Here is a 24,232-nt window from a genome sequence, read left to right as displayed (position 1 = left end):
TCAGCCGCCGGCCAGGGTCTCGTGCGGGGCCCGCCGGTAGGTGTCCCGGTACAGGGAGGCGAAGCGGCCCGGATGGTGGAAACCCCACCGGGCCGCGATCTCCGTGACCGTGACCCCGGTGCCCGGATCGGCCGCCACCAGGTCGTGGTGGGCGTGCGCGAGCCGCACCCGGCGCAACTGGGCGAGCGGCGTGGTGTCCAGATGGCGACGGAAGGCGTACTGGAGCGCGCGGACCGTCACATGGGCCGCGGCGGCGATGTCCGCGACCGTCACCGGCTGGTCCGCCTGGTCGTCGATGTAGGAGAGCGCGCGGCGCACCACCGCCGGGTGCGCGTCGGCGCCGTCGGCGGCGGGCCCGTCCAGCGCCGTGTTCGGGAACGCGGCCAGCACGCTCGCCGCCAGGTGCTGGGCCGCCGTGGCCGCGACCAGCGGCTGGTCCGCCATCTCCGGATCGGCGAGCACCGTGTCCCGCAGATGGGCGATCGTGCGGTACAGCTGCCGCGCCGACGCCGCCGAGCGCGGCCGGTGCCCGGTCAGCCGTACCGGCCCCGAGCCGTCCGCGTCCCCCGCCACCTGGGCGAGCAGCGCCGGCTCCAGCATCGTGATGTTGAACCGGGCGTTGCATATACGGCCCGCGTACGGCAGGTCCGGCGGTGCGAACAGCACCACGTCACCCGGGCCGAAGGAGTCCTCGACGCCCTGGAAGGCGTGGTCCCGCACGGTCCCCTCGTGCACGACGCACAGACAGATCCGGCCCAGCGGGGTCACCGAGTAGTCCATCTCGAAGTCCAGCGCGAGTTCGTCGACACTCACCGCGTCGATACCGGCCCGGCGGATCCGGGCGTGGTGGGAGCCGGGGCTGCCGCTGCCGATGCGCATCCGGGCGTAGGCACGGCTGAGGAAGTCCTCCGTCACACCGAGGTCGCGGCTGTCGAAGGTGAGCGTCTCCATGGCCCTCAGCTGCCCCCGAAAAACGCCCGTATGGGCTCCCGACCAGCCATTTTTCGTTTTCTGTACCGCAGCTCGCCCTGTCGTTCGCCTGGCGGCTGGCGGGGCGGGGCCGGGCCACTCAGGGTGAAGGACATGATCAGACCCGACGAGCAGACGGACCATGAACAGGTGAAGGCGCTCCAGGCCGAGGTGGAGCAGTTGCGCCAGGCGCTGGTGTCGCACGCCCTGGTCGACCAGGCGATCGGCGTGGTCATCACCGTGGGCGGTCTGCGGCGGGAGCAGGGCTGGGAGGCCCTGAAGCACGTGTCGCAGCACACCAACGTCAAACTGCGGGAGGTGGCGCGCTGCCTGGTCGAGTGGCCGGCCCGGCGCACCCTCCCGGAGGTGATCCGCCGGGCGTTGCCCGCCGCCGTGGAGCACGCGCGTGCCCGGACCGGCGCGGACGCCCGCGAGGCCGAGCCGTGCGGCCGGCCGGGGTGAGCCCGGGCGCGGGCGGGCGTGGTCAGGCCGGGGCGCGGCGCAGGTCCTCCCACGCACGGTCGCGGAGGCCCGGTTCCCGCAGGACGTCCACGGCCGTGCAGGCCAGCGCCTCCACCACCGCCAGGAGCACACCGCGGGCCCGCTCCGAGGCCGCGGCCTCGGCGAACTCCGGTGTGTGATCGGAGCCCTCGGCGCCCATGATCGCGACGAAGGGGTGGATGGCGGGCACCCGGCCGCTGACGTTGCCGATGTCGGAGGAGCCCAGGTAGACGCCCGGAACGGGCGGGGCGAGGGTGATGCCGGCGTGGTCCAGGTGCCCGGCGAACCGCTCCGACAGCACCGTGCTGTCCCGGAAGTGCTCGTACCGCACGCTCACCTGTTCCACCGTCACCCCCGCCCCGGTCGCCAGGGCGACACCCTCGGCGGCCGTGCGCAGCTGCAGCGCCAGCTCGTCCAGGGCGGCGGTGGTGAGCGCGCGCAGCCCGAAGCGGCCCTCGGCGTACTCCGGGACGATGTTCGTGGCCGTACCGCCCTGGGTGATGATCCCCTGCACATGGGACCCCTCCGGCAGCCGCCGGCCGAGCGCCGACACCACGTTGAACAGCTCGATCAGCGCCGCGAGCGCGTCGATGCCCTCCGTCGGGTTGCCCGTGGGGTGCGCGGCCCGCCCCCGGAAGGCCACCCGGTACTGCTCCTGCGCGGTCAGCGGCGCCCGCACCCAGTCGTACACCCCGGGGTGGAACATCAGGGCGGCGTCCACCCCGTCGAAGACCCCGGCCTCCACCTCCAGGGCCTTGCCGCCGCCGCCCTCCTCGGCCGGCGTGCCCACCGCCAGGACCGTGCCCGGGGCGCCGTCCCGTACGGCGTCCACGACCAGGGCCGCCCCGAGGCCGGCCGCCGCGATCAGGTTGTGCCCGCAGGCGTGTCCCAGCCCGGGCAGGGCGTCGTACTCCAGCGGGAACGCCACCACCGGCCGCCCCTCGCCGGAACGGGCCGTGAACGCGGTCGGCAGGCCCGCGACCTCGCGCCGCACCTCGAAGCCGGCGCCCTCCAACTCGCCGCTCAGCAGCGCCGCCGCCCGGTGTTCGGCGAACGCGGTCTCCGGCTCCGCGTGCAGGGCCGAGGCCACGGCCCACAGCGCGTCGGCGCGCCGTGCGACCTCCTCCCGGATCCGCTGGTACAGCGACACGAGACCTCCTCCGGTCCGGCGGGTGTGCGTGCCGGCCCGGGTTCCACCCGAACGGCGTCCTGACACCGGCCGGGGTGTTTGCGGCGCCCGGCCGGTGCAACACGAGGGATGCGGCACCGACCAGCTCAGGAGGAAAGCCATGGACCACTCGCGCGTACCCGTCCTGGAGGCACTGCAGGACTTCCGGCGCCGAGGAGACGTGGCATACGGACCGCCGGGACACAGGCAGGGCCGCGGGGCCGATCCACGCGTCGCCGAGATCGTCGGCATGGACGTCTTCCGGTCGGACGTGCTCTCCCTGAACGGCCTGGACGACCGCCGTCAGTCGCACGGAGTGCTGCGGCAGGCGGAGGAACTGATGGCCGACGCGGTCGGCGCGGAGCACGCCTTCTTCTCCACGTGCGGCAGTTCCCTGTCCGTGAAGACCGCGATGTGCTCGGTCGCCGGACCGGGGGAGAAGCTGCTGCTGTCCCGCAACGCGCACAAGTCGGTCATCTCGGCGGTCATCATCAACGGGGTGGAGCCGATCTGGGTCCACCCCGAGTTCGACACCGAACGGCACATCGCCCACCCGCCCGAGCCCGACGACGTCCGCGCCCGGCTGCGCGAGCACCCGGACGCCAAAGGCATGCTGCTGATCACCCCCACCGACTGGGGAACCTGCGCCGACATCCGGGGCGTGGCCGACGCCTGCCACGCCTCCGACGTGCCGCTCATCGTGGACGAGGCCTGGGGCGCCCACCTGCCCTTCCACCCCGGGCTGCCGACCTGGGGCATGGACGCGGACGCCGACCTCGTCGTCACCAGCGTCCACAAGATGGGCGGCGCGATCGAACAGAGCTCGGTGTTCCACCTCCAGCACGACCGGATCTCGCCCGACGTGCTGAAACAGCGCGAGGACCTGCTCGGCACCACCAGCGCCTCCTCCCTGGTCTACGCGACCCTCGACGGGTGGCGACGGCAGATGGTGGAGCACGGCCACGGGCTGCTGGACACGGCCCTGCACCGCGCCGAGCGCGTCCGCGCCCGGCTGCGGGAGCTGCCGGGGCTGCGGGTGATGGGCGGCGAGATCATCGAGGAGGGCCTGGCCGCCGAGTTCGACCCGCTGAAGATCGTCATCGACGTACGGGAACTCGGCATCAGCGGCATGCAGGCGGCCGAGTGGCTGCGTGCCAACTGCCACATCGACACGGGCGGCTCCGACACCTGCCGGATCAGCGCCTCCCTCACCCACGCCGACGACGAGGAGACCGAGAAACTGCTGCTGGAATCCGTGCGCACGCTGGTCGAGCGGGCGGACAGCATCGAGCGGCAGCCCGCCGTGCACCTGCCCGACCCCCACGTCCTCGAACTCGAACAGGCCGTCCTGCCCCGCGACGCCTTCTTCGGACCGGCCGAACAGGTGCCCGCCGAGCGGGCCGTGGGCCGTGTCGCCGCCGAGATGATCTGCCCCTACCCGCCGGGCGTTCCGGTCGTCGCACCCGGCGAGGTGATCACCGCGGAGGTCCTTGACTACCTGCGCAGCGGTGTCGCCCACGGCTTCCTCGTCTCGGGTGCGGCGGACCCGGCCCTGGAGACCGTACGGGTGTCGGCACGCCCCTGACCGGCCGCCCCGGTCCACGCGTCCGGCCGCCCCGGTCCACGCGTCCGGCGGCGCCCGGACTGCGCCGGCCGCCGCCGGCGCCTAGGGTGACGTGTGCGGGCGGCCGGTTGCCTGCCTGCCCGGGTCAAGAAGCCGGCCCTGCGGACGAACACGTCATCGGCAGGGGGCGCTTGGCCCTGCCGACGTTCCCGGGTCCGGACCAGCGCGTCCGGCGGGCCTGCCGCCCCGGCAACTCGACAGGAGACGGCCCGACTTCACCCCGACCGGAAATCACCTGTGATCCCCGGTTTCGGACGCCCCGGCCCGGGGACCTCGGTACGAGCACCGACGTCACCCACTTTCGTTCGAACTTCACCGGGTACATCCCGGTGTCGGCCGCATGCCCGGCGTGACCAGAGAAGGAACAGGTACTGATGAGCGAGACGAACCCCCTGAAGCGAGCGGCGGACAAGGTGGCGGACGCCCTCCAGGGCGGACCCACGGGCCCCGAGGACGGCATCCCCGGCAAGCCGGGAGCCGAGTCGCCGACGGTCGCCGAACCGACCCGGCCCCGCGAGCCGCTGCCCCCCAAGCCCGACCAGACCGGCCCGGACACCGTCTCGCCCACCGGGCAGCCGACCGGCGCCGACCAGGCCCGGATGGCGCAGAGCGGCGCCTATCTGACGGACGCCCAGGGCACCCGGCTGTACGACACCGACCACTCCCTCAAGGCGGGTCCCCGCGGACCGGTGCTCCTGCAGGACCACCACCTGCGGGAGAAGGTCATGCACTTCGACCACGAGCGCATCCCCGAGCGCGTGGTCCACGCCCGCGGCGCCGGCGCGCACGGTGTGTTCCGCAGCTACGGCACCGCCGCCAACGTGACCAAGGCGGCGTTCCTCGCCGAGGACGTCGAGACACCGGTGTTCGTCCGCTTCTCCACCGTGCTCGGCTCCCGGGGCTCCTCCGACACGGTCCGTGACACCCGGGGCTTCGCGACGAAGTTCTACACCAGCGAGGGCGTCTTCGACCTGGTCGGCAACAACATCCCGGTCTTCTTCATCCAGGACGCGATCAAGTTCCCGGACATCATCCACGCCGGCAAGCCGCACCCGGACCGGGAGATCCCCCAGGCCCAGAGCGCCCACGACACCTTCTGGGACTTCGTCACCCTGCACACCGAGGCCACCCACCACACCCTGTGGAACATGTCCGACCGGGGTATCCCGCGCTCGTACCGCACGATGGAGGGCTTCGGCGTCCACACCTTCCGGCTGGTCAACGCCGCCGGCGAGACGACCCTGGTGAAGTTCCACTGGAAGCCCAAGCTGGGCGTGCACTCGCTGGTGTGGGAGGAGGCGCAGATCATCAACGGCGTCGACCCGGACTTCCACCGCCGGGACCTCGCCGACGCCATCGAGGCGGGCGCCTACCCCCAGTGGGAGTTCGGCATCCAGACCTTCCCCGACACCCCCGACCAGACCTTCGAGGGGATCGACCTGCTGGACCCGACGAACATCGTCCCCGAGGAGCTGGCCCCCGTGCAGCCCATCGGGCTGCTCACCCTCGACCGCAACCCGTCGAACTTCTTCGCCGAGACCGAACAGGTCGCCTTCCACGTCGGCCACCTCGTCCCCGGCATCGACATCACCGACGACCCGCTGCTCGCCGGCCGGCTCTTCTCCTACCTGGACACCCAGATCACCCGGCTCGGCGGCCCCAACTTCCCGCAGCTGCCCATCAACCGGCCGCACACCCCCGTCAACGACATGCTGCGCGACGGCATGCACCAGACCGCCGTCCACCGGGGAACCGCCCCCTACCGCCCCAACTCCCTCGACGGCGGCTGCCCGTTCACCCCCGGTGCCCAGCTCGACGGCGCCTACGTCGAGACACCCGTACGGATCCCCGAGGCGACCAAGGTGCGCGAGGCACCCGAGTCCTTCGCCGACCACTTCAGCCAGCCGCGCCGGTTCTGGCTCAGCATGAGCGCGCCCGAACGCGAGCACATCATCGGCGCCTACACCTTCGAACTCGGCAAGTGCTACGAACAGGCCATCCGCGAGCGGGCGCTGCAGGTCCTGGCCAACATCGACCCGGAGCTGTGCCAGGGCGTCGCCGCCGGCCTCGGCCTGCCCGCCCCCGAACCCACGGTGCCGCTGGCCGACGTCGCGCCCAGCCCCGCCCTCTCCCAGGTCGGGCAGACCTGGCCCACCGACGGCCGGATCATCGGCATCGTCACCGGCCCCGACGGCGACCTCGACGGCGTACGGTCGGTACGCCAGGCCGTGCTGGACGGCGGCATGGTCCCGCTGATCGTCGCCCCGGCGGGCGGCACCCTCGGCGACGGCGCGGACGCCCTGACCGTCCAGCGGACCTACGCCACCGCACGCTCCGTGGAGTTCGACGCCCTCCTGGTGGCCGGCACCCCCGGCGTGGGAAGCGACGCCTACGGCGCCCGGGACGCCAAGGCAGGCCAGCCGAGCACCCACCAGGCCACCCCCGACCCGCGGGTCGGGCTGCTGCTGGCGGAGGCGTACCGGCACGGGAAGGCCATCGGCGCCGCCAAGGGCGGGGAGAGCGCGCTGGAGGCGGTCGGCATCCCGCTCGACGCCCCCGGCGTGATCGCCGAAGACTCCGCCACCGCCGTGCTGCAGCAGCTCACCCGGCTGCTCGGCGCCCACCGGGTCTGGGAACGCTTCCCGTCCGCCGCCTGACAACACCCGCGTCACACGGCGACGCCGGCCCCCGCCGCGGGGGCCGGCGCACGGCCGTTCAGTCCAGGCCGTTCAGTCCAGCGTGGTGCGGCACAGCAACAGGCAGATGTCGTCGTCGTGTTCGGAGTCGTGCAGCATCGGCTTGAGCAGCGCGTCGGCCGCCGCGTCCAGATCCACCAGATCCGCCGCACCGAGCGCCCCCATGGCCTGGGCCAGCCGGTCGATGCCCGCGTCGATGCCGGCGGACCGCCGCTCCACCAGGCCGTCCGTGTACAGCGCGAGCGTGGACCCCGCCGGCAGTTCCACGGTGTGCTCCTCGTAGGTGAACGGCACCGGAACGCCCAGCATGATCCCCGGCCGGGCCTCCAGCACCCGCACCTCGCCCCCGGGCGCGCGCGCGACGGCCGGCGGATGGCCGGCGGCGGCCCACACCACCTTCGGCTCGCCGGGCGTGAACCGGGCGATCGCACAGGTCGCGTACAGCTCCGGCTGCTGGTGGCGGAGCATCCGGTGCAGCAGGGTGAGGATCCGCGCCGGGCCGTTGCCCTCGACGGCGTAGGCGCGCAGCGCGGTGCGCAGCTGGCCCATGATGACGGCCGCGCGCAGCCCGTGCCCCGTGACGTCCCCTATCACCGCCAGGACACTGCCGTCCGGCTGCGGAAACGCGTCGTACCAGTCGCCGCCGATGTTCAGTCCGTGCGTCGCCGGCAGATAGCGGGCGGCCAGGTCCAGGCCCCGGGTGGCGGGCAGGTCGGTCAGCTGGGCGCGCTGCAGGGCCTCGGCGACGTCCCGGTGCTGCTCGTACCGGCGGGCGTTGTCCAGGGCGATGCCCGCCCGCCGGGCCAGCTCCAGCAGCATGACGGTGGTGTCCGGGTCGAAGCGGTCGCCGGGCGCCGCCAGGGTGAGCACGCCCTGCACGGTGCGCGCGCCGAGCGGCAGGCACAGCAGCGGCCGGTCCGGGGAGAGCGCGGAGGCCGGCAGGTCGTCCACGCCCGGCAGCTCACCGGGATGGGGTCCCGCGTGCTGGGGGCGGCCGGTGCGCGCCGCCGTCACCGTCGCCGCCGCCCGTTCGCCCGGCGGGGTCCGCTCGTCGTCCACGAGCCAGATGTCGACGTGCCGCGCGTACTCCGGGACCAGCAGCCCGGGCAGCCGACGCAGGATGTCCTCGTGCTCCAGGGAGGCGTTGAGCACCGCGCTCGCGTTGGCGAGGAAGGTCAGCAGACGGCGCGCGTTCTCCGCCTCCGCCCGGGCAGCCCGCTCGGCGTCGAGGAGTTCCCGCTGCGCCAGCGCGGCCGCCTCCAGCTCGGCGTGCAGCGCCAGCACGCCCTGGTTCGTCTGGTGCAGCTCCTCCCGGTGGAAACGGAGAAGTTCCTCCGTCTCCGTCAGACGCGCCAGCAGGGCGTCGGCGTCCGCGGCGGCGTCCAGCAGTCCCTCGGCGAGCGGGGCGTCGCCCGAGCCGGGCGGCGGCACGGTCACGGGCAGGGGGCAGACGAGCGTGCCCTCCCAGGGCGCCGGCCCGCCCAGGACGACCCGCAGCCGACCGCCCGGACCGGCGGTCACGGTCAGCTCCGACTCGCCCGCGCCGGGCTCATGCCGCAGCCGGGCACCGAGCCCGGCCAGGAAGCGGGCACGCTCGAAGGCGGACACCCCGGCGTCCGCGAGGAGCCGTGCCAGCAGGGCACGGGCACGGGCCGCCTCGGCGGTGGAGGCGATGGTCCATTTCTCAGAGGCGGCTGTCATGGGTGCTGGTCCGGCGGTCGGGGGCCAGTACGGCCACACTGGTGTCGTCGCGTGCGGGGCGGGCGGGGCTGCCGGCGTCGCGCAGGATCGCCGCGGCCACCACCGACGGGTCCTGGCCGAGCAGCCAGGGGTCCTCCGGCGGCCGCCAGCGGCTGGGCAGTCCGTCGCTGTGCATGATGAGCAGACTGTCCCCGTTCCACGGCACCCGCCGCACCGGCACGTGCGCCGGGAAGTACGCCCCGACGATCCCCGGGTGGGAGACCGGGGACGTCCAGGAGTCCCCCGTGCGTACCCGGGCGCCCACGTTGCCGACTCCGGCGAAGCAGAGTTCCGCCCGCTCGGTGTCCACCTGGGCCACCGCGACCGCCGCGCCCCGGGTCGGCCGCAGCACCGTGTGCAGCCGGCGCAGGATGTCGGGCGGCGGCAGATGCGCGCAGAGGTGCAGCTCGGCCACCGCGGCCGAGGAGGCGTGCGCGGCCTTCGGACCGTGCCCCAGGCCGTCCGCGAGCAGCAGCGTCAGCAGCGTTCCCGAGCGCGCCCAGCCCCACGCGTCACCACACTGCTCGGCCTGCCCGAGGGCGACGGTGATCCCGCCCGCGGGCACCGGTGCCGCGGCGGTGCCGGGCCTGCCGGGCACCGGGTCGATCCGGGCCGACGCCACCGTCCCGCGGCCCGGCAGGCTGTACAGGTGGAAGGCGTTGGTACTGCGCCGGCAGCTGCCCAGGCCCGCGCCGAGCGAGCCCTCGGCGGTGGACCAGCCGTCCCGCAGAGCGGCGTCGACGTCGGCGATGCCCGGCCCGTGGTCGAGCGAGAACAGCTGTATCGAGGAGCCCGCCCCGTCCACCGGCGGATCCACGAGGTTCACCACCATGTGGCCCCCGCCCGCGTGCCGGAGCAGGTTGGTGGCCAGCTCCGTGGCGACCAGCTCGGCGGCCGCCGTGCGCGCGGGGGCCAGCCCCGCCTCCGCGCACGCCTCGCGCGCCGCCATCCGGACGTCCCGGACCCGCGTGGAGTCGTGCACCGGAACCTCCCACACCCGGCTCATCCCACCCCCGGGCGCGAGGTGGGCACCTGGGCCACCCAGGCGACGGCCGTGACGGTCGTCCCCCGGCCGGGTTCGGTGTCGACGCTGAACTCGTGCACCAGCCGCTTCGCTCCGCTCAGCCCGAGTCCGAGGCCGCCGCCGCTGGTGTACCCGTCGGTCATGGCCAGTTCCAGGTCACGGATGCCCGGACCGCCGTCGATGAAGCGCATCCGCAGCCCCCGGCTACGTCCGTCGTCCAGCGGTGTGATCTCCGCCCGTCCGCCGCCGCCGTGCACCAGCGTGTTGCGGGCCAGCTCGCTCGCCGCCGTGACCAGTTTGGTCTGCTGCACCAGACCGAAACCGAGCTGCGCCGCGCACTGCCGCACCTCTTGCCGGACCCAGGCCAGATCCGCGTCCGAGCCGATGGGCAGGCTCGTCGCGGACGCTTGGCCGGACCGCTGCATCAGCTCCCTCCCCGGGAAAGCAGTTCCATGGCACGGTCCACGTCCAGGGTCGTGACCAGACCGGGCAGCGTGAGCCCCAGCTCGACCAGGGTGATCGCCACGGCCGGCCGCATCCCGGCCAGGACCGTGCGGGCCGCCAGCAGCCGGGCCGTGGAGGCGATCTCCGCGAGAACCCGGCCGAGGAACGAGTCGACGATCTCCACCCCGGAGATGTCGATCACCACACCGGTCACCCGGCTGGTGGCGACCCGGCTGGTGATGTCGTGCTGCAGCTGCTCGGCCATGCCGTCGTGCAACTCGCCCTGCAGGGACACCAGCAGGACGTCGCCGAGGGCGAGCACGGGGACCGGCGGCTGACCGGGAGTGGGCTGGTTCACAGGGCGCTCGCACCCGCGTCCGCCCGGGACACCTCGATGCCCTGTTTGCCCAGCGCGTACGCCAGCGCGTCGGACAGCGAGGCACGGGTGAGCACCGAGCCCAGGTCGATGCCGAGCTGCACGATGGTCTGCGCGATGGCCGGGCGGATCCCGGAGACGATGCACTCGGCACCCATGAGGCGCGCCGCGGCCACCGTCTTCATCAGGTGCTGGGCGACGAGCGAGTCCACCGTCGGCACCCCGGTGATGTCGAGGATCGCGTACCGGGCCCGCTGTTCGACGATGGCCTCCAGCAGCGACTCCATCACCACCTGGCTGCGCGCGCTGTCCAGGGTCCCGATCAGCGGGACGGCGACCGTGCCCTCCCACAACTTGATCACCGGGGTGGCCACTTCGAGGAGCTGCTGGCGCTGCCGCTCGATCAGCTCGGCGTTCGCGTCCAGCGCCGTCTCCATCACCACCAGGCGCAGCGTGCCCAGCAACAGGGTCAGCGCCAGCACGGACGCGTGGGCCTGCGGGGCGGCGGGATCGGCGAACTCCTCGCGCAGCAGCTCGACCGCGGGGGCACGCAGCCCGGCCACCTCCTGGGCGATCTGCGCGGGGGTGGATCCGGTACGGGCGCGGGTCGCGGACATCCGCCCCAGCTGCTCGCGCACGGTGCCGAAGCCGGGCGCCCGGACGTCCTCCAGCCGTCCGCTGACCGCCACCTCGGACAGCGCTTCGACCACCGCCTTGCACGCCTCGACCGCCTCGTCGCGGGAGACGGTGAAGACGGACCGGAACAAGGGGGCGTCGGCCCAGCGCTGGGCCACCTGCTCCTTGCGTTGCTCCAGGAAGGAACTGACGATCTGCGGTGCCGATCCGGCCGCGTCCTGTCCGGACACTCTCATCGTCTCCTCTCGCACAGCCGGGTCCGCCGGTCGGCCGGCCGCCCGTAGCCGATCATTGCCGACCGTCCACCGTAGCTGGCACGTCCCAGCCCTCCAAACGCCGCTCCCGGCACCGCTTTCACGCAAATCCCCCCAGGTCGGAGCAGTGTGCACCGACCGGCGGGCGAGGTGCGCCGCCGGGTCGGTGTCGGGGAGCCGCCTACCCCGAAAGCCGCGGGACTCTCCTCGCTGTTGCGGACGTCACCCGCGCGTGCGACCGACCGCGGCACGCCGGGTGTCGCGGCCCGCCCCCGGGCCGGAGCACCTCTTTGCGGCGTACGCCCGGCGCGGTCTCGGGATCAGTCGCGGACCGCGGCCGGGGCCTCCCGGCGGGCCGGCACCGGGTCCGGGTGCCGCGAGGGCCGGCGGCGGAGCAGCAGGCGCCGCGCCGGGCGCTCCACCCCTTCGTACAGCGCCCAGGACAGGCCGAGGGAGACGGCGAACGCGGCCGTGGTGACGGCCACCCCCGCCAGGGCGCCGAAGTGCGGTTTCCTGCCGATCAGCTCGGTCGAGGCGCGCAGCACCAGCAGGTGGATCATGTAGAAGGCGAACGACAGCTCCCCGAGCCGCACCATCCGCCGGCGCCGCCACAGGGAGGGCAGGCCGTGCAGGTCGGCGACCGCGGCGGCGGGAATGAGCAGGGCGAAACCGGCGAGGGTGCACACGGTCGCGGAGTAGCCGGGCGTGACCTGCGGGACCAGGAAGTAGCCGATGACGGCCAGGGCGAGCGAGGCCTCCAGACCGGGCCCGCGCCAGCGGCCGAGCAGCACCAGCCGCGCGGTGACCGCGCCGAGCACGAACTCGGGCAGCCGGGCGGCCGGGAACGAGTAGACGGAGTGGGTCCACCAGTGGTGGGCGTCCCCCCGGGCCAGCACCAGGACCGCGACCACCGAGAGCCCACCCAGCGCGGTCGAGCCGCGCACCCCGAGCCGGCGCAGCAGCAGGAAGAGCAGCGGGAAGGCGGCGTAGAAGAAGGCCTCGCAGGCCAGGGACCAGCTCACCGGGTTCAGCGTCTGCCACCACGGCTGCCACCAGGAGTGCAGCAGCAGCGCGTTCGCCAGCGCCTGCTTCACCGTCGGCCGTGGCTGGTGCGGCAGCGTGAAGGCCATCACGAGGGCGACGGCGAGGGTGACCAGGTGGACCGGGTAGATCCGGGCGACGCGCCGCCGCCAGAAGGCCGTCGCGCGGTCCCGGGGCCGCGCCGACCAGGTCAGGACGAATCCGGACAGGACGAAGAAGAACGACACTCCGGTGGCTCCGGCGCCGAAGGCCCAGGACACGAGGCGGCCACCCGTGCCGCCGAACCAGCCGAAGTTGTGCACGTGCAGTCCGAACACCAGCAGCGCCGCCATCCAGCGCAGCCCGGTGAGAGAGGGGAGGGAGGGCGGTGCGGCCGGTGCGGGGGACCCGGCGGTCGCCGCGCCGGTCCGCGCGGGCGGCATCCGGAGCGCCCGGGTCGTCGCCGTGGTCATCGCATCACCTGACGCAGGGGGTTCGCGTGGGGCATGAAGGGGAACGTTGCCCGTTCACCCCCCGTCCATCACGTCGCATGGCAAACATCACACTGCTGCCGAACGACGGACCGCCGTGGATGCCACGGACGGCGGGACGGGGTGCACCCGCACGAGTGAGCGAGCCGCACCGCGGTGACGGGCATGCGACGGGCATGCGACGGGGACGACTCCCCACGCCCCCGGGCGGGCCGGCCGGGGGGCTGCGCCAAGAGCATCCCCCGATAGGGATCCAGGAATCCAGGAAGCGGAGCGGGACCCCACGGTGGCGGACCGGGGGACCACGGGAGCGCCGCCGGCCCGGGCAGCCGTCAGGCCGCGGCGCCCTGCCGGCCCAGCGCCTCGGCCAACTGCTCCCGGGTCATCTTCGAGCGGCCCGGCACGCCGGCGGCGCTCGCGCGCTCGTACAGCTCCGCCTTCGACAGGGCGGCCAGGTCCTCGGCCCGCTGCCTGCGCCGGGGGCGGGCGGCGCGCTCGCGGCCGGGGGTCTGTTTCCGGCCGTCGGTCTGCTTCCGAGCGCCGGCCTGTTTCCGGCCGTCGGTCTGCTTCCCCGTGGTGGGCTGTTTCCGGGCGTCGGCCCGTGTCCGGTCGATGGCCTGGCCGCTCGCCTTCGAGGCTCGCTTCGTGCCGTCGCCCTCGCGGCTCCTGGAGCGGCTCTGCTCGATGCTGCGGCTGAGCGTCTCCATCAGGTCGACGACGTTGGTCGCCTCCGGCGGCTCCGGTTCGCCGACGACCTCCTCGCCCCCGGCCTTCGCCGCGACGAGTTCCTTGACGCGTTCCTCGTAGGTGTCGCGGTAGTCGCCGGGGTCCCAGTCGATGGTGAGGGCGTCGATCAGCTGCTCGGCCGTCCGCAGCTCCTTGCTGTCGCTCCTGGTGCGCCCCTCCGGCAGTCCGGGCACCACGTCGGCGGGATCGCGAACCTCGTCGGCCCAGTGCAGGGTGTGCAGCACCAGGACGCCCGGCTGGGCGCGCAGCGCGGTCAGGTACTCCTTGCCTCGCATGGTGAGCGTGCCGATGCCGGCCTTGTCCGAACGGTCCAGCGCCGCCCGCATCAGCTCGTAGACCTTCCCGTACTCCTTGCCGCGCGGGCCGACGTAGTACGTGCGGTCGAAGTAGACCGGCTCGACCTGGCGGAGGTCCACGAACCCGGCCAGGTCGATCACCTTCGACCGCCCCGGCGCGATCTCCTCCAGCTCCTCCGGCTCCACGACGACGTACTCGCCCTCGTCCACCTCGTAGCCCTTGACGATCCGGTCGGTGCCGACCTTCTTGCCGGTGCGCTCGTTGACCCGCTTGTTGCGGATCCGCTCGGAGGTGCCGCGCTGGAGCTGGTGGAAGTGCACGGTGTGGTCCTGGGTGGCGGTGTACAGCCCCACGGGCAGGGTGACCAGCCCGAAGGTCAGCACACCGGTCCAGATCGGTCTCGCCATGGCCGCCCTCCTGTCCGGGACTCTCGCCGACGGGGTCCGGGGGGTCCTCCCTCCCGTGTCCCCCTCCCACGGCCGATGTCCCACCCGGGTGGGACCCCGCTCGCGCAGGACGTCCCTCGCCGCGGCCGGCGGGGCCGGCAGGGGCCAGGGTCGTCCGCAGCTGCCGGCAGTGGTTTCTTGACCCTCACACCATGTCAGGCGTTCCACTCGGAGACATCATGTTCACCATCGGAGACTTCGCCCGGCACGGCCGCGTATCGGTCCGGATGCTGCGTCACTACGACGCCACCGGCCTGCTGCGCCCGGCCCACGTCGACCCCGTCAACGGCTACCGCCACTACACCGCCGCCCAGCTCGCGCGCCTCAACCGGATCATCGCGCTGAAGGACCTCGGGTTCACCCTCCAGCAGGTGGGAGACATCGTGGACGAGAAGGTCGGCGCCGAGGAACTGCGCGGCATGCTGCGGCTGCGGCGCGCCGAACTGGAGACGGCCGTGGCCGCCGCGGAAGCACGGCTGGTCCAGGTCGAGGCGAGGCTCCGAGCGATCGAGAGCGAGGGGCACATGCCCACGAACGACGTCGTCGTCAAGAGTGTCGGCACCCTCCGGGTGGCCGAACGGACCGCGACCGCCGCCGGTTTCGACCCCCAGGACATCGGCCCGGTCATCACGCCGCTCTACGACCGGCTCTTCCGCCACCTGGACGCGGCGGGCATCACGCCCACCGGTCCCGGCGTCGCCTATGACGAGGACGCCCCGGAGGGCGGCGGCAGGATCAGCGTCCACGCCGCCGTCCAGGTCTCCGCCCCGCTCCAGGACGACGGTGCCTTCCGCGTCCACGACCTGCCGGCCCTCGACCAGGCGGCGACCATCGTCCACCGCGGCTCGATGGACACCGTGGTGCCCACCGCCCAGGCCCTGGCCCACTGGATCGACGCCAACGGCTACCGGTCGACCGGCTACCCCCGCGAGATCAACCTGGAGTGCCCCGCGAACCGCGACGACTGGGTGACGGAACTCCAGGCACCGGTGACCCGGGCCTGACCGGACCGCGCGGGGCACGGCGGCAGTGCGCGCGTACGTCACCGGCTGGGTGTCCGCTGCGGGGATCGCCGACGTGCATGTCCGGGGACACGCGCACGTCACCGGGAGCGGGTCCCCGCGCGGGCGCCCAGGCGTTCCGCCTCGGCGGTGGCCGCTGCGGCGCGGCGGCGGGCCCCTCCGACGGCGCGGGCGGCCTCACGCGCCCGTTCCCGCGCATCCCGTTCCTCCTCGCGGGCCCGCCGCTGTTCCTCCTCGGCACCCCGCAGCCGGTCCCGCAGCTCCCGGATCCGCTGCTCCGCGCCGGCCACCCGGGCGCGGACCTCCTCCACCGCCCGCTCGGCGGCCTCCGCCTCCGACTCGCGGGCGTGAAGCTCCCGCTCGGCGTCGCGGGCGGCCGTGCGGGCCTCGTTGAGGCGGCGGCGCCGCGTGAGTTCGTCCTCGTCGCCCTGGCTGCCCCGGCCGTTCCGGCCGCCCCCGCCGTCCTCGGCCCTGCCCCGCGGTCGCTTCGCCTCTCGCGCACCGCTCTTCCCGTCACGCGTGCTGCTCTTCCCGTCACGCGCGCCGCTCTTCCCGCCCTCGCCACGCCGTGCGGTTCCGGCCAGCGCCGGGGGAGCGGGGCGACGCGCGAGAACGCTCTCGTCGGCCTGGGGGAACCCGGACGCGGCGCTGAGCGGCTTGACCAACCGCCCCTTCGCCCACGTACGGCCGGCCTCCGGGTCGGCGAGTACGGCGTGCAGCGTCTCCTCGACCTCCCGCTGGACCCCTTCGCCCACCGGACGCCCAGCCTCCGCGGCCAGCTGCCGTGCCTGCCGCCCGAGGCCGCCGATCACCTCGCTCTGCCGGCGGGCCAGCCTGCGCAGCTGGGCACCGTCCAGCTCGCGGTGCGCCCGGCGCAGCTCCTCGCCCAGGTCCAGGAGCGGCTCGACCTCCGCCCGCTGCCGGCGGACCAGCAGGTTGCTGACCCAGGCGGCCAGGCTCGGCCGCCGCAACGCGCCGATCTCCTTGGCGAGGGCCGCGTCACCGGCCTCGCGGGCGTCCAGGGCACGTCGGTCACGGGCGGCCACGAACTCCTCCGGCCGCAGTCCGTACAGCTCGTCGGCGACGCTGTCCAGATCCACCGGCGTCCCTCTCGACGGCCCCTTGACGACAGAGTCCGAGTTTCTCATCCCCGACCTGATCCAGCCGACTTTCTCCCTGTTCGCGCGGACCGCAGACTCCTCCCCCCGGCGTACGCCGCGACTTTCGGCACCGGATGACCGCCTTTCGGCCCCGCTCGCGAGACCGTCGGCGGACGGCGCCGGGGAGGCCGGGCCCGGCAGGGTGGCCGTATGCAGAAGACCAGGAGAGACAAGGGAATCAAGGGGATCGGGCGCGCCCGGTTCCTGGCCGGTGTGGCGTCCGCGGGGCTCGCCGGGGCCGTGCTGCCGTCGGGACCGGTCCGGGCCGCGCGGCGCGGACTGCGCCACCACGGGGTCGTGTACACCGTGGGTCAGGGGGAGACGCCGGGTACGGCCTTCAGCGCGGCCCGGATGCGGGAGGACATCCGGGCCGTCCGCGACGACCTGTGCGCCGACGCCGTCGACGTGACGGGAGACGGGGTGGAACGGCTCACGGCCACCGCCGCCGAGGCGGCCGAGCGGGGGCTGCGCGTCTGGCTCCAGCCGACCCTCGGGGACGTCCCGGAGCGGGACATCCTGGAACACCTCGCGGAGACCGGCCGTTTCGCGGAGCGCCTGCGTCGGCAGGGGGCGGCCGTGGACCTCGGCGTCGGATGTGAGTTCCGGCTGTTCGTGCCGGGCATCGTGCCCGGTGCCACCGCCCTCGAACGCATCCGCAACCTGCTCGACGGCCGGGTGGACCCCGTCGCGACGCAACGCCGGCTGGACCGCTTCACGGCGAAGGCCGCCGCGGTCGGCAGGTCCGTCTTCCACGGCCGGCTCAGTTACGCCGCCGCCCAGGACGACCAGGTCGACTGGCGGCTGTTCGACATCGTGGGCATCGACTACTACTCGTACTTCTCCCGCAAGGCCGACCATGTACGGGAGTTGAGCCGTTACCTGCGCTGGGGCAAACCGTTGGCCATCACCGAGTTCGGCACCTGCGCCAACGTCGGGGCACCCGAGGCCGGTGGCATGGGCTGGGACGTCGTGGACCACGGCAAGGACCCCGAGGAGATCAAGGGTGACCTGGTCCGCAGCGAGCGCACCCAGGCGGCGTACCTCACGGGCCTGCTCGACGTGTTCTCCTCGATGGACCTGTACGCGGCGATGGCCTTCGAGTTCGTGACCCCCGACGCCCCGCACCGCCCCGACGACCCCCGTCACGACCTGGACATGGCGAGTTACGCCATCACCAGGACCGTCAAGGACCGCCCGGACGACCCGGGTTCCGACTGGCACTGGGAACCGAAGCAGGCGTTCCACGCCCTGGCCCACCGGTACCGGGCCGCTCGCGGGGAGGGTGGGCGGTCGTAGCGGCGGAGGGGGCGAGTAGGGCGAGTACGGGTGGCCGCCGCGTACGCCGGCCGTCCGGTCGACCGACCGGCCGTGTGCCAGTGCACCGGATCGTCTGTTCGGAGGACCGTTCGGCTCGCCGCGCGCCGGGCGCCGGTCCCGGGCAACATGATGCGGCCATGGACAGGGCTCGCCCTCCGACGTGGTCGGAATCGCCGGAGATGTGCGAAAGCAAAGGAAATGACACATGCTCGGGCGGGTGCCGTGGCGGACCCGGAGGTGGACGCCGGGCGACGCGACGCGGCCAAAATTGCACCGTTCGTTTTCTTGAACCTCTCGTGTTTATGACGGTAGGTTCGGCCGCATGACCGCCTCTCCGACCCCGAACACCGCCGAGGAGCTGCGCGGTGCCGGCCTGCGTGTGACGGCCGCCCGCGTCGCGCTGCTGGAGACCGTCCGGGAAGGCGACCACCTCGGCGTCGAGGCGATCGCCTCCGGAGTCCGCGATCGCGTAGGCCACATCTCCTTGCAAGCCGTCTACGAGGCCCTGCACGCGCTGGCCGCGGCGGGTCTCGTACGCCGTATCGAGCCGGCCGGCCACCCGGCCCGCTACGAGGGGCGCGTGGGGGACAACCACCACCACATCGTGTGCCGGTCCTGCGGTGCCGTCGCCGACGTCGACTGTGCCGTCGGCGACGCGCCCTGCCTGACCGCCGCCGACGACCACGGCTTCGCCATCGACGAAGCCGAGGTCGTGTACTGGGGCCTGTGCCCCGACTGTTCCACCGGCCGCAGTTCCTGAGCACCGAGTTCCGCACAGTTCGGAAGGATTGCCATGACTGAGAACCACGACGCGATCGTCACAGACGCGAAGTCGGAGGAGGGGAGCGGCGGCTGCCCCGTCGCGCACGACCGGGCCCTGCACCCGACGCAGGGTGGCGGCAACCGCCAGTGGTGGCCGGAGCGGCTCAACCTGAAGATCCTCGCCAAGAACCCGGCGGTGGCCAACCCCCTCGACGAGGACTTCGACTACGCGGAGGCCTTCAAGGCCCTCGACCTCGCGGCCGTGAAGCGGGACATCGCCGAGGTGCTGACCACGTCGCAGGACTGGTGGCCCGCCGACTTCGGCAACTACGGCCCCCTGATGGTCCGTATGGCCTGGCACAGCGCGGGCACCTACCGCATCAGCGACGGCCGCGGCGGCGCCGGCGCCGGCCAGCAGCGCTTCGCCCCGCTCAACAGCTGGCCGGACAACGGCAACCTCGACAAGGCCCGCCGTCTGCTGTGGCCGGTCAAGAAGAAGTACGGCCAGAGCATCTCCTGGGCCGACCTGCTGGTCCTCACCGGCAACGTCGCCCTGGAGACGATGGGCTTCGAGACCTTCGGCTTCGGCGGCGGCCGCGCGGACGTCTGGGAGGCCGAGGAGGACGTCTACTGGGGTCCCGAGACCACCTGGCTGGACGACCGGCGCTACACCGGCGACCGCGAGCTGGAGAACCCGCTCGGCGCGGTCCAGATGGGTCTGATCTACGTCAACCCGGAGGGCCCCAACGGCAACCCGGACCCGATCGCCGCCGCCCGCGACATCCGCGAGACGTTCCGCCGCATGGCGATGAACGACGAGGAGACCGTCGCCCTGATCGCCGGCGGCCACACCTTCGGCAAGACCCACGGCGCGGGCCCGGCCGACCACGTCGGCGCCGACCCCGAGGCCGCCCCCCTGGAGGAGCAGGGCCTGGGCTGGCGGAGCACCTACGGCACCGGCAAGGGCGGGGACGCCATCACGTCCGGCCTGGAGGTCACCTGGACCGCCACGCCGACCCGGTGGAGCAACGGGTTCTTCAAGAACCTCTTCGAGTACGAGTACGAGCTGGAGCAGAGCCCGGCCGGCGCCCACCAGTGGGTCGCGAAGAACGCCCCAGAGATCATCCCGGACGCGCACGACCCGTCGAAGAAGCACCGCCCGCGCATGCTGACCACCGACCTGTCGCTGCGCTTCGACCCGATCTACGAGCCGATCTCCCGCCGGTTCTACGAGAACCCGGAGGAGTTCGCGGACGCCTTCGCCCGCGCCTGGTACAAGCTCACCCACCGTGACATGGGCCCGAAGTCGCTGTACCTCGGCCCGGAGGTGCCGGAGGAGACGCTGCTGTGGCAGGACCCGCTGCCGGAGCGCGAGGGCGAGCTGATCGACGACGCCGACATCGCCACCCTGAAGACCAAGCTGCTCGAATCGGGCCTGTCCGTCTCCCAGCTGGTCACCACCGCGTGGGCGTCCGCGTCCACGTTCCGCGCCAGCGACAAGCGCGGCGGTGCCAACGGCGCCCGCATCCGTCTCGCCCCGCAGCGCGGCTGGGAGGTCAACGACCCCGACCAGCTGGCCCAGGTGCTGCGCACCCTGGAGAACGTCCAGCAGGAGTTCAACGCCTCTTCCGGCGCGAAGAAGGTGTCCCTGGCCGACCTGATCGTCCTCGGCGGTGCCGCCGCCGTGGAGAAGGCCGCCAAGGAAGCCGGCTTCGAGATCCAGGTGCCCTTCACCCCGGGCCGCGTGGACGCCACCGAGGAGCACACCGACGCGGAGTCCTTCGAGGCGCTGGAGCCGACCGCGGACGGCTTCCGCAACTACCTCGGCAAGGGCAACCGCCTGCCGGCCGAGTTCCTGCTGCTCGACAAGGCGAACCTGCTGGACCTGAGCGCCCCGGAGATGACGGTGCTCGTCGGCGGTCTGCGCGTCCTCGGCGCCAACCACCAGCAGTCGCAGCTCGGCGTCCTCACCACGACGCCCGGCGTCCTCACCAACGACTACTTCGTCAACCTGCTCGACATGGGGACGACGTGGAAGGCGGTCTCCGAGGACCAGACCACGTTCGAGGGCCGCGACGCCGCGACCGGCGAGCTGAAGTGGGCCGGCAGCCGTGCCGACCTGGTCTTCGGCTCCAACTCCGAGCTGCGTGCGCTCGCCGAGGTCTACGCCTGCGACGACGCGAAGGAGAAGTTCGTCAAAAACTTCGTCGCCGCGTGGAACAAGGTCATGGACGCGGACCGCTTCGACCTTGCCTGACCGGCCGGTACGGCCTCGTCCGACTCGTAGAAGTCGAACAGGACGTCCGGGTACGCCCGGCCGGGCGTACCCGGACGTCCCGGCTGCTCCGGGTACCGGGTGCCGGTCCCTCGTCGGTGGGCCGGCACCGCCGCGCTCGCCTGCGCGTACCGCTCGTCCAGGTCGCCGGACGGCGCGCCGGCGACGCCGGTGCCCGCGACCGGGGCGCCCTTGGCGGTCACCGGTGTGGGTGTACCGCCCGTGAGGAACAGCGTGTGCAGGCGTGGCGCTCCGCGGGCGCGTACGACTGGAGGCCCGCGCCGTCGCCGCGCAGGGTGACCAAGGTGTTGCCGTTGCGGTCGAGGACGGCCACCGACACGTGCCGGCCGTCCTTCTCGCCCGCCTCCACCGCGGTGCGCGCGCCTTCGTGGCGGCGTCCAGGGTGGGCCGCGTGCTCCGGGTCGGCTCGCCGCCGCCGACCCCGGCGGGAGGAGCGGCGGCCGTGGCGCCCGTGGAGTCCGCGGCGTCGGCGGCGACCGTGCCGGCGACACCGGCACCGAGAACGGCCGGGGCGGCGCCGCCACGAAGGCGGCCAAGGAACAGCGGCTGCTGCCCCGAGGGCACGCCGGCCGCGCCGTTCTCCGACAGCCGACGCCATGTCCGACTTGGTCTTCTCCGACGTCCCCGGCCGTGTGGCGCGCGCCCTGCTGGACCTGTCCCGCCGTTTCGGCGTGCAGTCCGAGGAGGGCATCCACGTCGTCCACGACCTCACCCGGGAGGAGCTGGCCCAGCTGGTCGGCGCCTCCCACGGGACCGTGAACAAGGCTCCCGCCCCTCGGCTGAAGGACTCGTCCACCCGAGGGCGTGGAGCGAACGAAAGCCCCGGTCGTCGAGGATCAGGGCGCGGACGCCGGCGTAGGGGAGGACCCGTCGGAGGGCACGCCCGTCCGCGACGACGGACAGGCAGGCCGGCATCCGCGTGCGCGCGGCCTCCCGAGCCCAGAGCGCGAGCGACGCCTCGTCGCGGCAGAAGACAGTGACGACCCGGGCGGCGCGGGAGCAGCGCCCGGTGTGTCCCACCGGGCGCGGTGTCAACGCCGTGTGCAGCCCGCCCCTGAGGACCCCCACTCGGTGTGAGTTCAGCGGCAGCGCAGTGCCTCGAACGCCTCGCGTCCCGCCACCCCGATCGCCAGGTCGATGTCCGCGGCCACTCCCGCGATGCGGTCCGCTCGGGTCAGTGCCGCCATCGCCACCCGGTCTCCTGAGTCCGCCTCCAGCACCCCGATCTCGTGCCGGAGGTGCAGGAAGGTGCCCGTCTTGCCGGACCAGCGGAGCGTGTCCGCCCGCAGTTCGCCCGCCAGGCGCTGTGTGAAGACCTGGAGCCCCATCAGGCGCCGCAGCTCCGCCGTCGCCGGGGGACTGGCGATCTCGTCGCACCACACGCGGTGCAGCAGATCGACGAGCGCCGAGGCCGTGCCGGTGTTGGCCCGAGCGGGGTCGAGCGTCTCGATGGTGTGGCGCCCCGTCCGCTCGTCCCGGACGGCCAGCTCCAGGGCGAGGGAGAAGTCGTTGCCGGCGGCACCGGCGGCACACTCGTAGAGGTGGTTCATCCGGTGCCGCATCCGGATCCCGTCGCATCCCCACGCCCGCAGCCGTCCGTCGACGTCCGCCACCGGCACCAGGTCGAGCAGCGCGTCCGCGGCGGCGTTGTCGCTCACCGACAGCGTCAGTTGGAGCAGGTCGGCGACGGCCACGGTGGCCGGGTGACGGAAGGCGGCGAGCCCGGTGGGGCCGACGCTGCTCGTGGCCGGGTCCACCGTGACCGGGAGGGCCGGGTCGAGTTCCCCGGCCGCGATCCCCTCCAGGACGACCAGGGCGAGCGGGACCTTCACCACCGACGCCAGGGGAGTCGACTCCTCTGCCGCGAAGCCGAGTTGCTCGCCGGTGTCCAGGTTGCGGGCGAGGAAGGAACCGCGCATGCCGAGCGCCGCCCACTCCGAGGCGATGGTCTCGGCGACGTCCAGGAGGGCACCCTCGTCGCCGGTGTACACCGGGTGGTGCGCCGCCGCCGCGCTCATCCGCGTGCCGCCAGCCGCGCGTGGACGTCCTCGCCGCCGGTGCCGGCCCCCGGCCGGACCCGGTCGCCAGGCCGGTCCTGTCCGCCGTACGCGCCGTGCCGGTCCTGTCCGTCCTCTCCGGCGAGCCGGCCGTACCCGTCGTGCCCGTCGTGCCGCTCGGGTACGGCGCCCACGGCCGACGCGAGCAGCGTGGCCAGCCAGCCCGGTACCCCCTCCGCGCCGTTCCGGCCCGGGGCGGCGCTCACGTCGTACCCCCGGTGCAGCGCGCGGTCGGCGAGGGGGCGCCAGTGGGCGCCGTGCCGGCGGGCGAACGGTTCGGCGCACAGCAGCAGGGCGCTCCCCGCCAGTGTCTCGGCGAGCGCGGTGGCCGCCGGACCGGCCGGCCGTATCCGCCCCCCGGGCAGCCCGGCGCGAGCGGACGACCGTGCCAACCGGTCCTGGTAATACGGCAATTCGTCCTCCGTCAGGAGCAGCAGGGGTGGAGGGGCGGCGGGCCCGGTGCCGCGTCCGCGGCGCGGTCTCAGCTCTTCGAGATGGAGCGGACGCCCCACGGTTCCGGCGCCGTCCTGGCCCGTCGCCGACGCCAGTCCCAACGGGACCCGCAGCGCGGCCTGTTCCGGAGCGGCCCGCACCAGGGCGTACTGGAGCGAGCCGTCCGTCAGTCCGGACGCCCGTGCCGACGGTGGCAGTTCACGCATACCGAGGGTGACGCCGTGCTCGGTGCCGGCGCGGATGGCACGGGCCAGGGCGGCGGGGGCGCAGTCCGCCGGGACTCCGACGGCGCGCACCCGCGAGCGGCCGGCCGAGCGGGCGGCCTGCCGCAGCCGCTGGGTCCGCTCCAGCACGTCCCGGGCGTAGGGGAGGAGCAGCAGACCCAGCTCGGTGGTCGTGATCTGCCGCCGGGACCGGTCGAACAGCGACCCGCCGAAGTGCTCCTCCAGCGTCTTGATGCGGCGGCTGAGCAGCGGCTGGGCTATGCCGAGCCGGTCGGCCGCCCGGGAGAAGCTCGCCTCGTCGGCCGTCGCCACATAGGCCTCTAGATGCGCCAGGAGATCCACCCTGCACTCATATCAATAACGCATGGGAGCTTCAAAGTTTCCTCTTGGACATGGGTGGGTTCCTCCTGTTTCCCTGGCCGCGTCGAGCGATCGACGCCGACAACGGACGAACTGGGAGGACCACCCGTGACCAGCAGCAGTGCCGGTGCCCGTACCGACCGCCCCG

19 protein-coding genes and 2 pseudogenes are annotated in these 24,232 nt (G+C 73.5%); 8 read left to right on the top strand and 13 right to left on the bottom strand.

All coding sequences use genetic code 11. The annotated features are described in order from the left end of the window. Entirely contained in the window at positions 1-951 is a 951-nt protein-coding gene (locus ACZ7N4_RS07060; protein ID WP_471354656.1) for a helix-turn-helix transcriptional regulator, read from the bottom strand. A gap of 132 nt (positions 952-1,083) precedes the next feature. On the opposite strand from ACZ7N4_RS07060, the gene ACZ7N4_RS07055 reads away from it, so the two are divergent. Continuing rightward, positions 1,084-1,431 (top strand): ANTAR domain-containing protein, encoded by a 348-nt coding sequence (locus tag ACZ7N4_RS07055; protein WP_471354654.1) that lies wholly within the window; start codon positions 1,084-1,086, stop codon positions 1,429-1,431. Positions 1,432-1,453: 22 nt separating this feature from the next. On the opposite strand, the gene ACZ7N4_RS07050 is transcribed toward ACZ7N4_RS07055, so the two are convergent. Then, positions 1,454-2,620 carry an amidohydrolase gene (locus ACZ7N4_RS07050; protein ID WP_471354652.1) on the bottom strand — a complete coding sequence of 389 codons (1,167 nt, stop codon included), beginning with the start codon at positions 2,618-2,620 and terminating at the stop codon, positions 1,454-1,456. Positions 2,621-2,759: 139 nt separating this feature from the next. Here ACZ7N4_RS07050 and ACZ7N4_RS07045 point away from each other — a divergent pair, with 139 nt between their 5' ends. Both ACZ7N4_RS07045 and ACZ7N4_RS07040 read left to right on the top strand, forming a co-directional pair. Further along, positions 2,760-4,223, top strand: a complete 1,464-nt coding sequence (locus ACZ7N4_RS07045) for an aminotransferase class I/II-fold pyridoxal phosphate-dependent enzyme (RefSeq protein ID WP_471354651.1) — start codon at positions 2,760-2,762, stop codon at positions 4,221-4,223. A 413-nt stretch (positions 4,224-4,636) separates the two neighbouring features. Beyond that, entirely contained in the window at positions 4,637-6,919 is a 2,283-nt protein-coding gene (locus ACZ7N4_RS07040; RefSeq protein ID WP_471354649.1) for a catalase, read from the top strand. A 72-nt stretch (positions 6,920-6,991) separates the two neighbouring features. Here the strand turns inward: ACZ7N4_RS07040 and ACZ7N4_RS07035 are convergent, their stop codons facing one another. The 7 genes from ACZ7N4_RS07035 to ku all read right to left on the bottom strand — a co-directional run bounded on the left by ACZ7N4_RS07035 (position 6,992) and on the right by ku (position 14,394). Beyond that, positions 6,992-8,659 carry a PP2C family protein-serine/threonine phosphatase gene (locus ACZ7N4_RS07035; protein WP_471354647.1) on the bottom strand — a complete coding sequence of 556 codons (1,668 nt, stop codon included), beginning with the start codon at positions 8,657-8,659 and terminating at the stop codon, positions 6,992-6,994. Continuing rightward, on the bottom strand, positions 8,643-9,695 hold the full coding sequence (locus ACZ7N4_RS07030; RefSeq protein WP_471355123.1) for a SpoIIE family protein phosphatase: 1,053 nt from the start codon (positions 9,693-9,695) through the stop codon (positions 8,643-8,645). The genes ACZ7N4_RS07035 and ACZ7N4_RS07030 overlap by 17 nt, the downstream gene beginning before the upstream one ends. Before the next feature lie 5 nt (positions 9,696-9,700). Continuing rightward, positions 9,701-10,147, bottom strand: coding sequence for an anti-sigma regulatory factor (locus ACZ7N4_RS07025; RefSeq protein WP_471354645.1), 447 nt, complete (start codon positions 10,145-10,147; stop codon positions 9,701-9,703). Beyond that, positions 10,147-10,524, bottom strand: a complete 378-nt coding sequence (locus tag ACZ7N4_RS07020; RefSeq protein ID WP_471354642.1) for an STAS domain-containing protein — start codon at positions 10,522-10,524, stop codon at positions 10,147-10,149. The genes ACZ7N4_RS07025 and ACZ7N4_RS07020 overlap by 1 nt, the downstream gene beginning before the upstream one ends. Further along, positions 10,521-11,414 (bottom strand): STAS domain-containing protein, encoded by an 894-nt coding sequence (locus tag ACZ7N4_RS07015; RefSeq protein ID WP_471354640.1) that lies wholly within the window; start codon positions 11,412-11,414, stop codon positions 10,521-10,523. The genes ACZ7N4_RS07020 and ACZ7N4_RS07015 overlap by 4 nt, the downstream gene beginning before the upstream one ends. A 338-nt stretch (positions 11,415-11,752) precedes the next feature. Continuing rightward, a complete protein-coding gene (locus ACZ7N4_RS07010; protein WP_471354638.1) occupies positions 11,753-12,925 on the bottom strand; it encodes an acyltransferase family protein in 1,173 nt (390 codons plus the stop codon). A gap of 350 nt (positions 12,926-13,275) precedes the next feature. After that, positions 13,276-14,394, bottom strand: a complete 1,119-nt coding sequence (gene ku / locus ACZ7N4_RS07005; RefSeq protein ID WP_471354635.1) for a non-homologous end joining protein Ku — start codon at positions 14,392-14,394, stop codon at positions 13,276-13,278. Between the two features lie 218 nt (positions 14,395-14,612). Here ku and ACZ7N4_RS07000 point away from each other — a divergent pair, with 218 nt between their 5' ends. Next, positions 14,613-15,437: a MerR family transcriptional regulator gene (locus ACZ7N4_RS07000; RefSeq protein ID WP_471354634.1), complete on the top strand. Its 825-nt coding sequence runs from the start codon at positions 14,613-14,615 to the stop codon at positions 15,435-15,437. Between the two features lie 98 nt (positions 15,438-15,535). Here ACZ7N4_RS07000 and ACZ7N4_RS06995 read toward each other — a convergent pair whose 3' ends face one another. Beyond that, the gene (locus tag ACZ7N4_RS06995; RefSeq protein ID WP_471354632.1) at positions 15,536-16,555 is read right to left on the bottom strand and encodes a hypothetical protein; all 1,020 of its coding nucleotides are present in this window, start codon (positions 16,553-16,555) and stop codon (positions 15,536-15,538) included. 210 nt (positions 16,556-16,765) lie between these two features. Between ACZ7N4_RS06995 and ACZ7N4_RS06990 the strand changes: the two genes are divergently transcribed. The 3 genes from ACZ7N4_RS06990 to katG all read left to right on the top strand — a co-directional run bounded on the left by ACZ7N4_RS06990 (position 16,766) and on the right by katG (position 20,951). Next, positions 16,766-17,911: an abortive phage infection protein gene (locus ACZ7N4_RS06990; protein WP_471354630.1), complete on the top strand. Its 1,146-nt coding sequence runs from the start codon at positions 16,766-16,768 to the stop codon at positions 17,909-17,911. A gap of 343 nt (positions 17,912-18,254) precedes the next feature. After that, positions 18,255-18,692 (top strand): Fur family transcriptional regulator, encoded by a 438-nt coding sequence (locus ACZ7N4_RS06985; protein ID WP_471354628.1) that lies wholly within the window; start codon positions 18,255-18,257, stop codon positions 18,690-18,692. A 33-nt stretch (positions 18,693-18,725) separates the two neighbouring features. After that, a complete protein-coding gene (katG, locus tag ACZ7N4_RS06980) occupies positions 18,726-20,951 on the top strand; it encodes a catalase/peroxidase HPI (RefSeq protein ID WP_471354626.1) in 2,226 nt (741 codons plus the stop codon). A gap of 116 nt (positions 20,952-21,067) precedes the next feature. On the opposite strand, the pseudogene ACZ7N4_RS06975 reads toward katG, so the two are convergent. Continuing rightward, positions 21,068-21,554 (bottom strand): annotated as a pseudogene (locus ACZ7N4_RS06975) (heme-binding protein); the annotation flags it as partial. Here ACZ7N4_RS06975 and ACZ7N4_RS06970 point away from each other — a divergent pair. After that, positions 21,533-21,793 (top strand): annotated as a pseudogene (locus ACZ7N4_RS06970) (helix-turn-helix domain-containing protein); the annotation flags it as partial. The pseudogenes ACZ7N4_RS06975 and ACZ7N4_RS06970 sit on opposite strands and share 22 nt — an antisense overlap. Positions 21,794-22,069: 276 nt before the next feature. Here the strand turns inward: ACZ7N4_RS06970 and ACZ7N4_RS06965 are convergent. Then, on the bottom strand, positions 22,070-23,008 hold the full coding sequence (locus ACZ7N4_RS06965; RefSeq protein WP_471354624.1) for a serine hydrolase: 939 nt from the start codon (positions 23,006-23,008) through the stop codon (positions 22,070-22,072). Further along, a complete protein-coding gene (locus ACZ7N4_RS06960; protein WP_471354622.1) occupies positions 23,005-24,066 on the bottom strand; it encodes a LysR family transcriptional regulator in 1,062 nt (353 codons plus the stop codon). Before ACZ7N4_RS06960 ends, ACZ7N4_RS06965 begins: the two co-directional genes overlap by 4 nt. Positions 24,067-24,232: the final 166 nt, after the last annotated feature.

Source organism: Streptomyces sp. NPDC107654 (assembly GCF_055639035.1).
Note: the sequence above shows the minus strand (reverse complement) of the source record. Positions and strands in the feature narration are given on the sequence as shown.

Coding starts and splice junctions, on each gene's coding strand:
- ACZ7N4_RS07010 (WP_471354638.1), bottom strand. CDS start 12,925: ATGACCACGGCGACGACCCGGGCGCTCCGGATGCCGCCCGCGCGGACC.
- ACZ7N4_RS07040 (WP_471354649.1), top strand. CDS start 4,637: ATGAGCGAGACGAACCCCCTGAAGCGAGCGGCGGACAAGGTGGCGGAC.
- ACZ7N4_RS06985 (WP_471354628.1), top strand. CDS start 18,255: ATGACCGCCTCTCCGACCCCGAACACCGCCGAGGAGCTGCGCGGTGCC.
- ACZ7N4_RS07055 (WP_471354654.1), top strand. CDS start 1,084: ATGATCAGACCCGACGAGCAGACGGACCATGAACAGGTGAAGGCGCTC.
- ACZ7N4_RS07025 (WP_471354645.1), bottom strand. CDS start 10,147: ATGCAGCGGTCCGGCCAAGCGTCCGCGACGAGCCTGCCCATCGGCTCG.
- ACZ7N4_RS06965 (WP_471354624.1), bottom strand. CDS start 23,008: ATGAGCGCGGCGGCGGCGCACCACCCGGTGTACACCGGCGACGAGGGT.
- ACZ7N4_RS07045 (WP_471354651.1), top strand. CDS start 2,760: ATGGACCACTCGCGCGTACCCGTCCTGGAGGCACTGCAGGACTTCCGG.
- ACZ7N4_RS07035 (WP_471354647.1), bottom strand. CDS start 8,659: ATGACAGCCGCCTCTGAGAAATGGACCATCGCCTCCACCGCCGAGGCG.
- katG (WP_471354626.1), top strand. CDS start 18,726: ATGACTGAGAACCACGACGCGATCGTCACAGACGCGAAGTCGGAGGAG.
- ACZ7N4_RS07000 (WP_471354634.1), top strand. CDS start 14,613: ATGTTCACCATCGGAGACTTCGCCCGGCACGGCCGCGTATCGGTCCGG.
- ACZ7N4_RS07015 (WP_471354640.1), bottom strand. CDS start 11,414: ATGAGAGTGTCCGGACAGGACGCGGCCGGATCGGCACCGCAGATCGTC.
- ACZ7N4_RS07060 (WP_471354656.1), bottom strand. CDS start 951: ATGGAGACGCTCACCTTCGACAGCCGCGACCTCGGTGTGACGGAGGAC.
- ku (WP_471354635.1), bottom strand. CDS start 14,394: ATGGCGAGACCGATCTGGACCGGTGTGCTGACCTTCGGGCTGGTCACC.
- ACZ7N4_RS06990 (WP_471354630.1), top strand. CDS start 16,766: ATGCAGAAGACCAGGAGAGACAAGGGAATCAAGGGGATCGGGCGCGCC.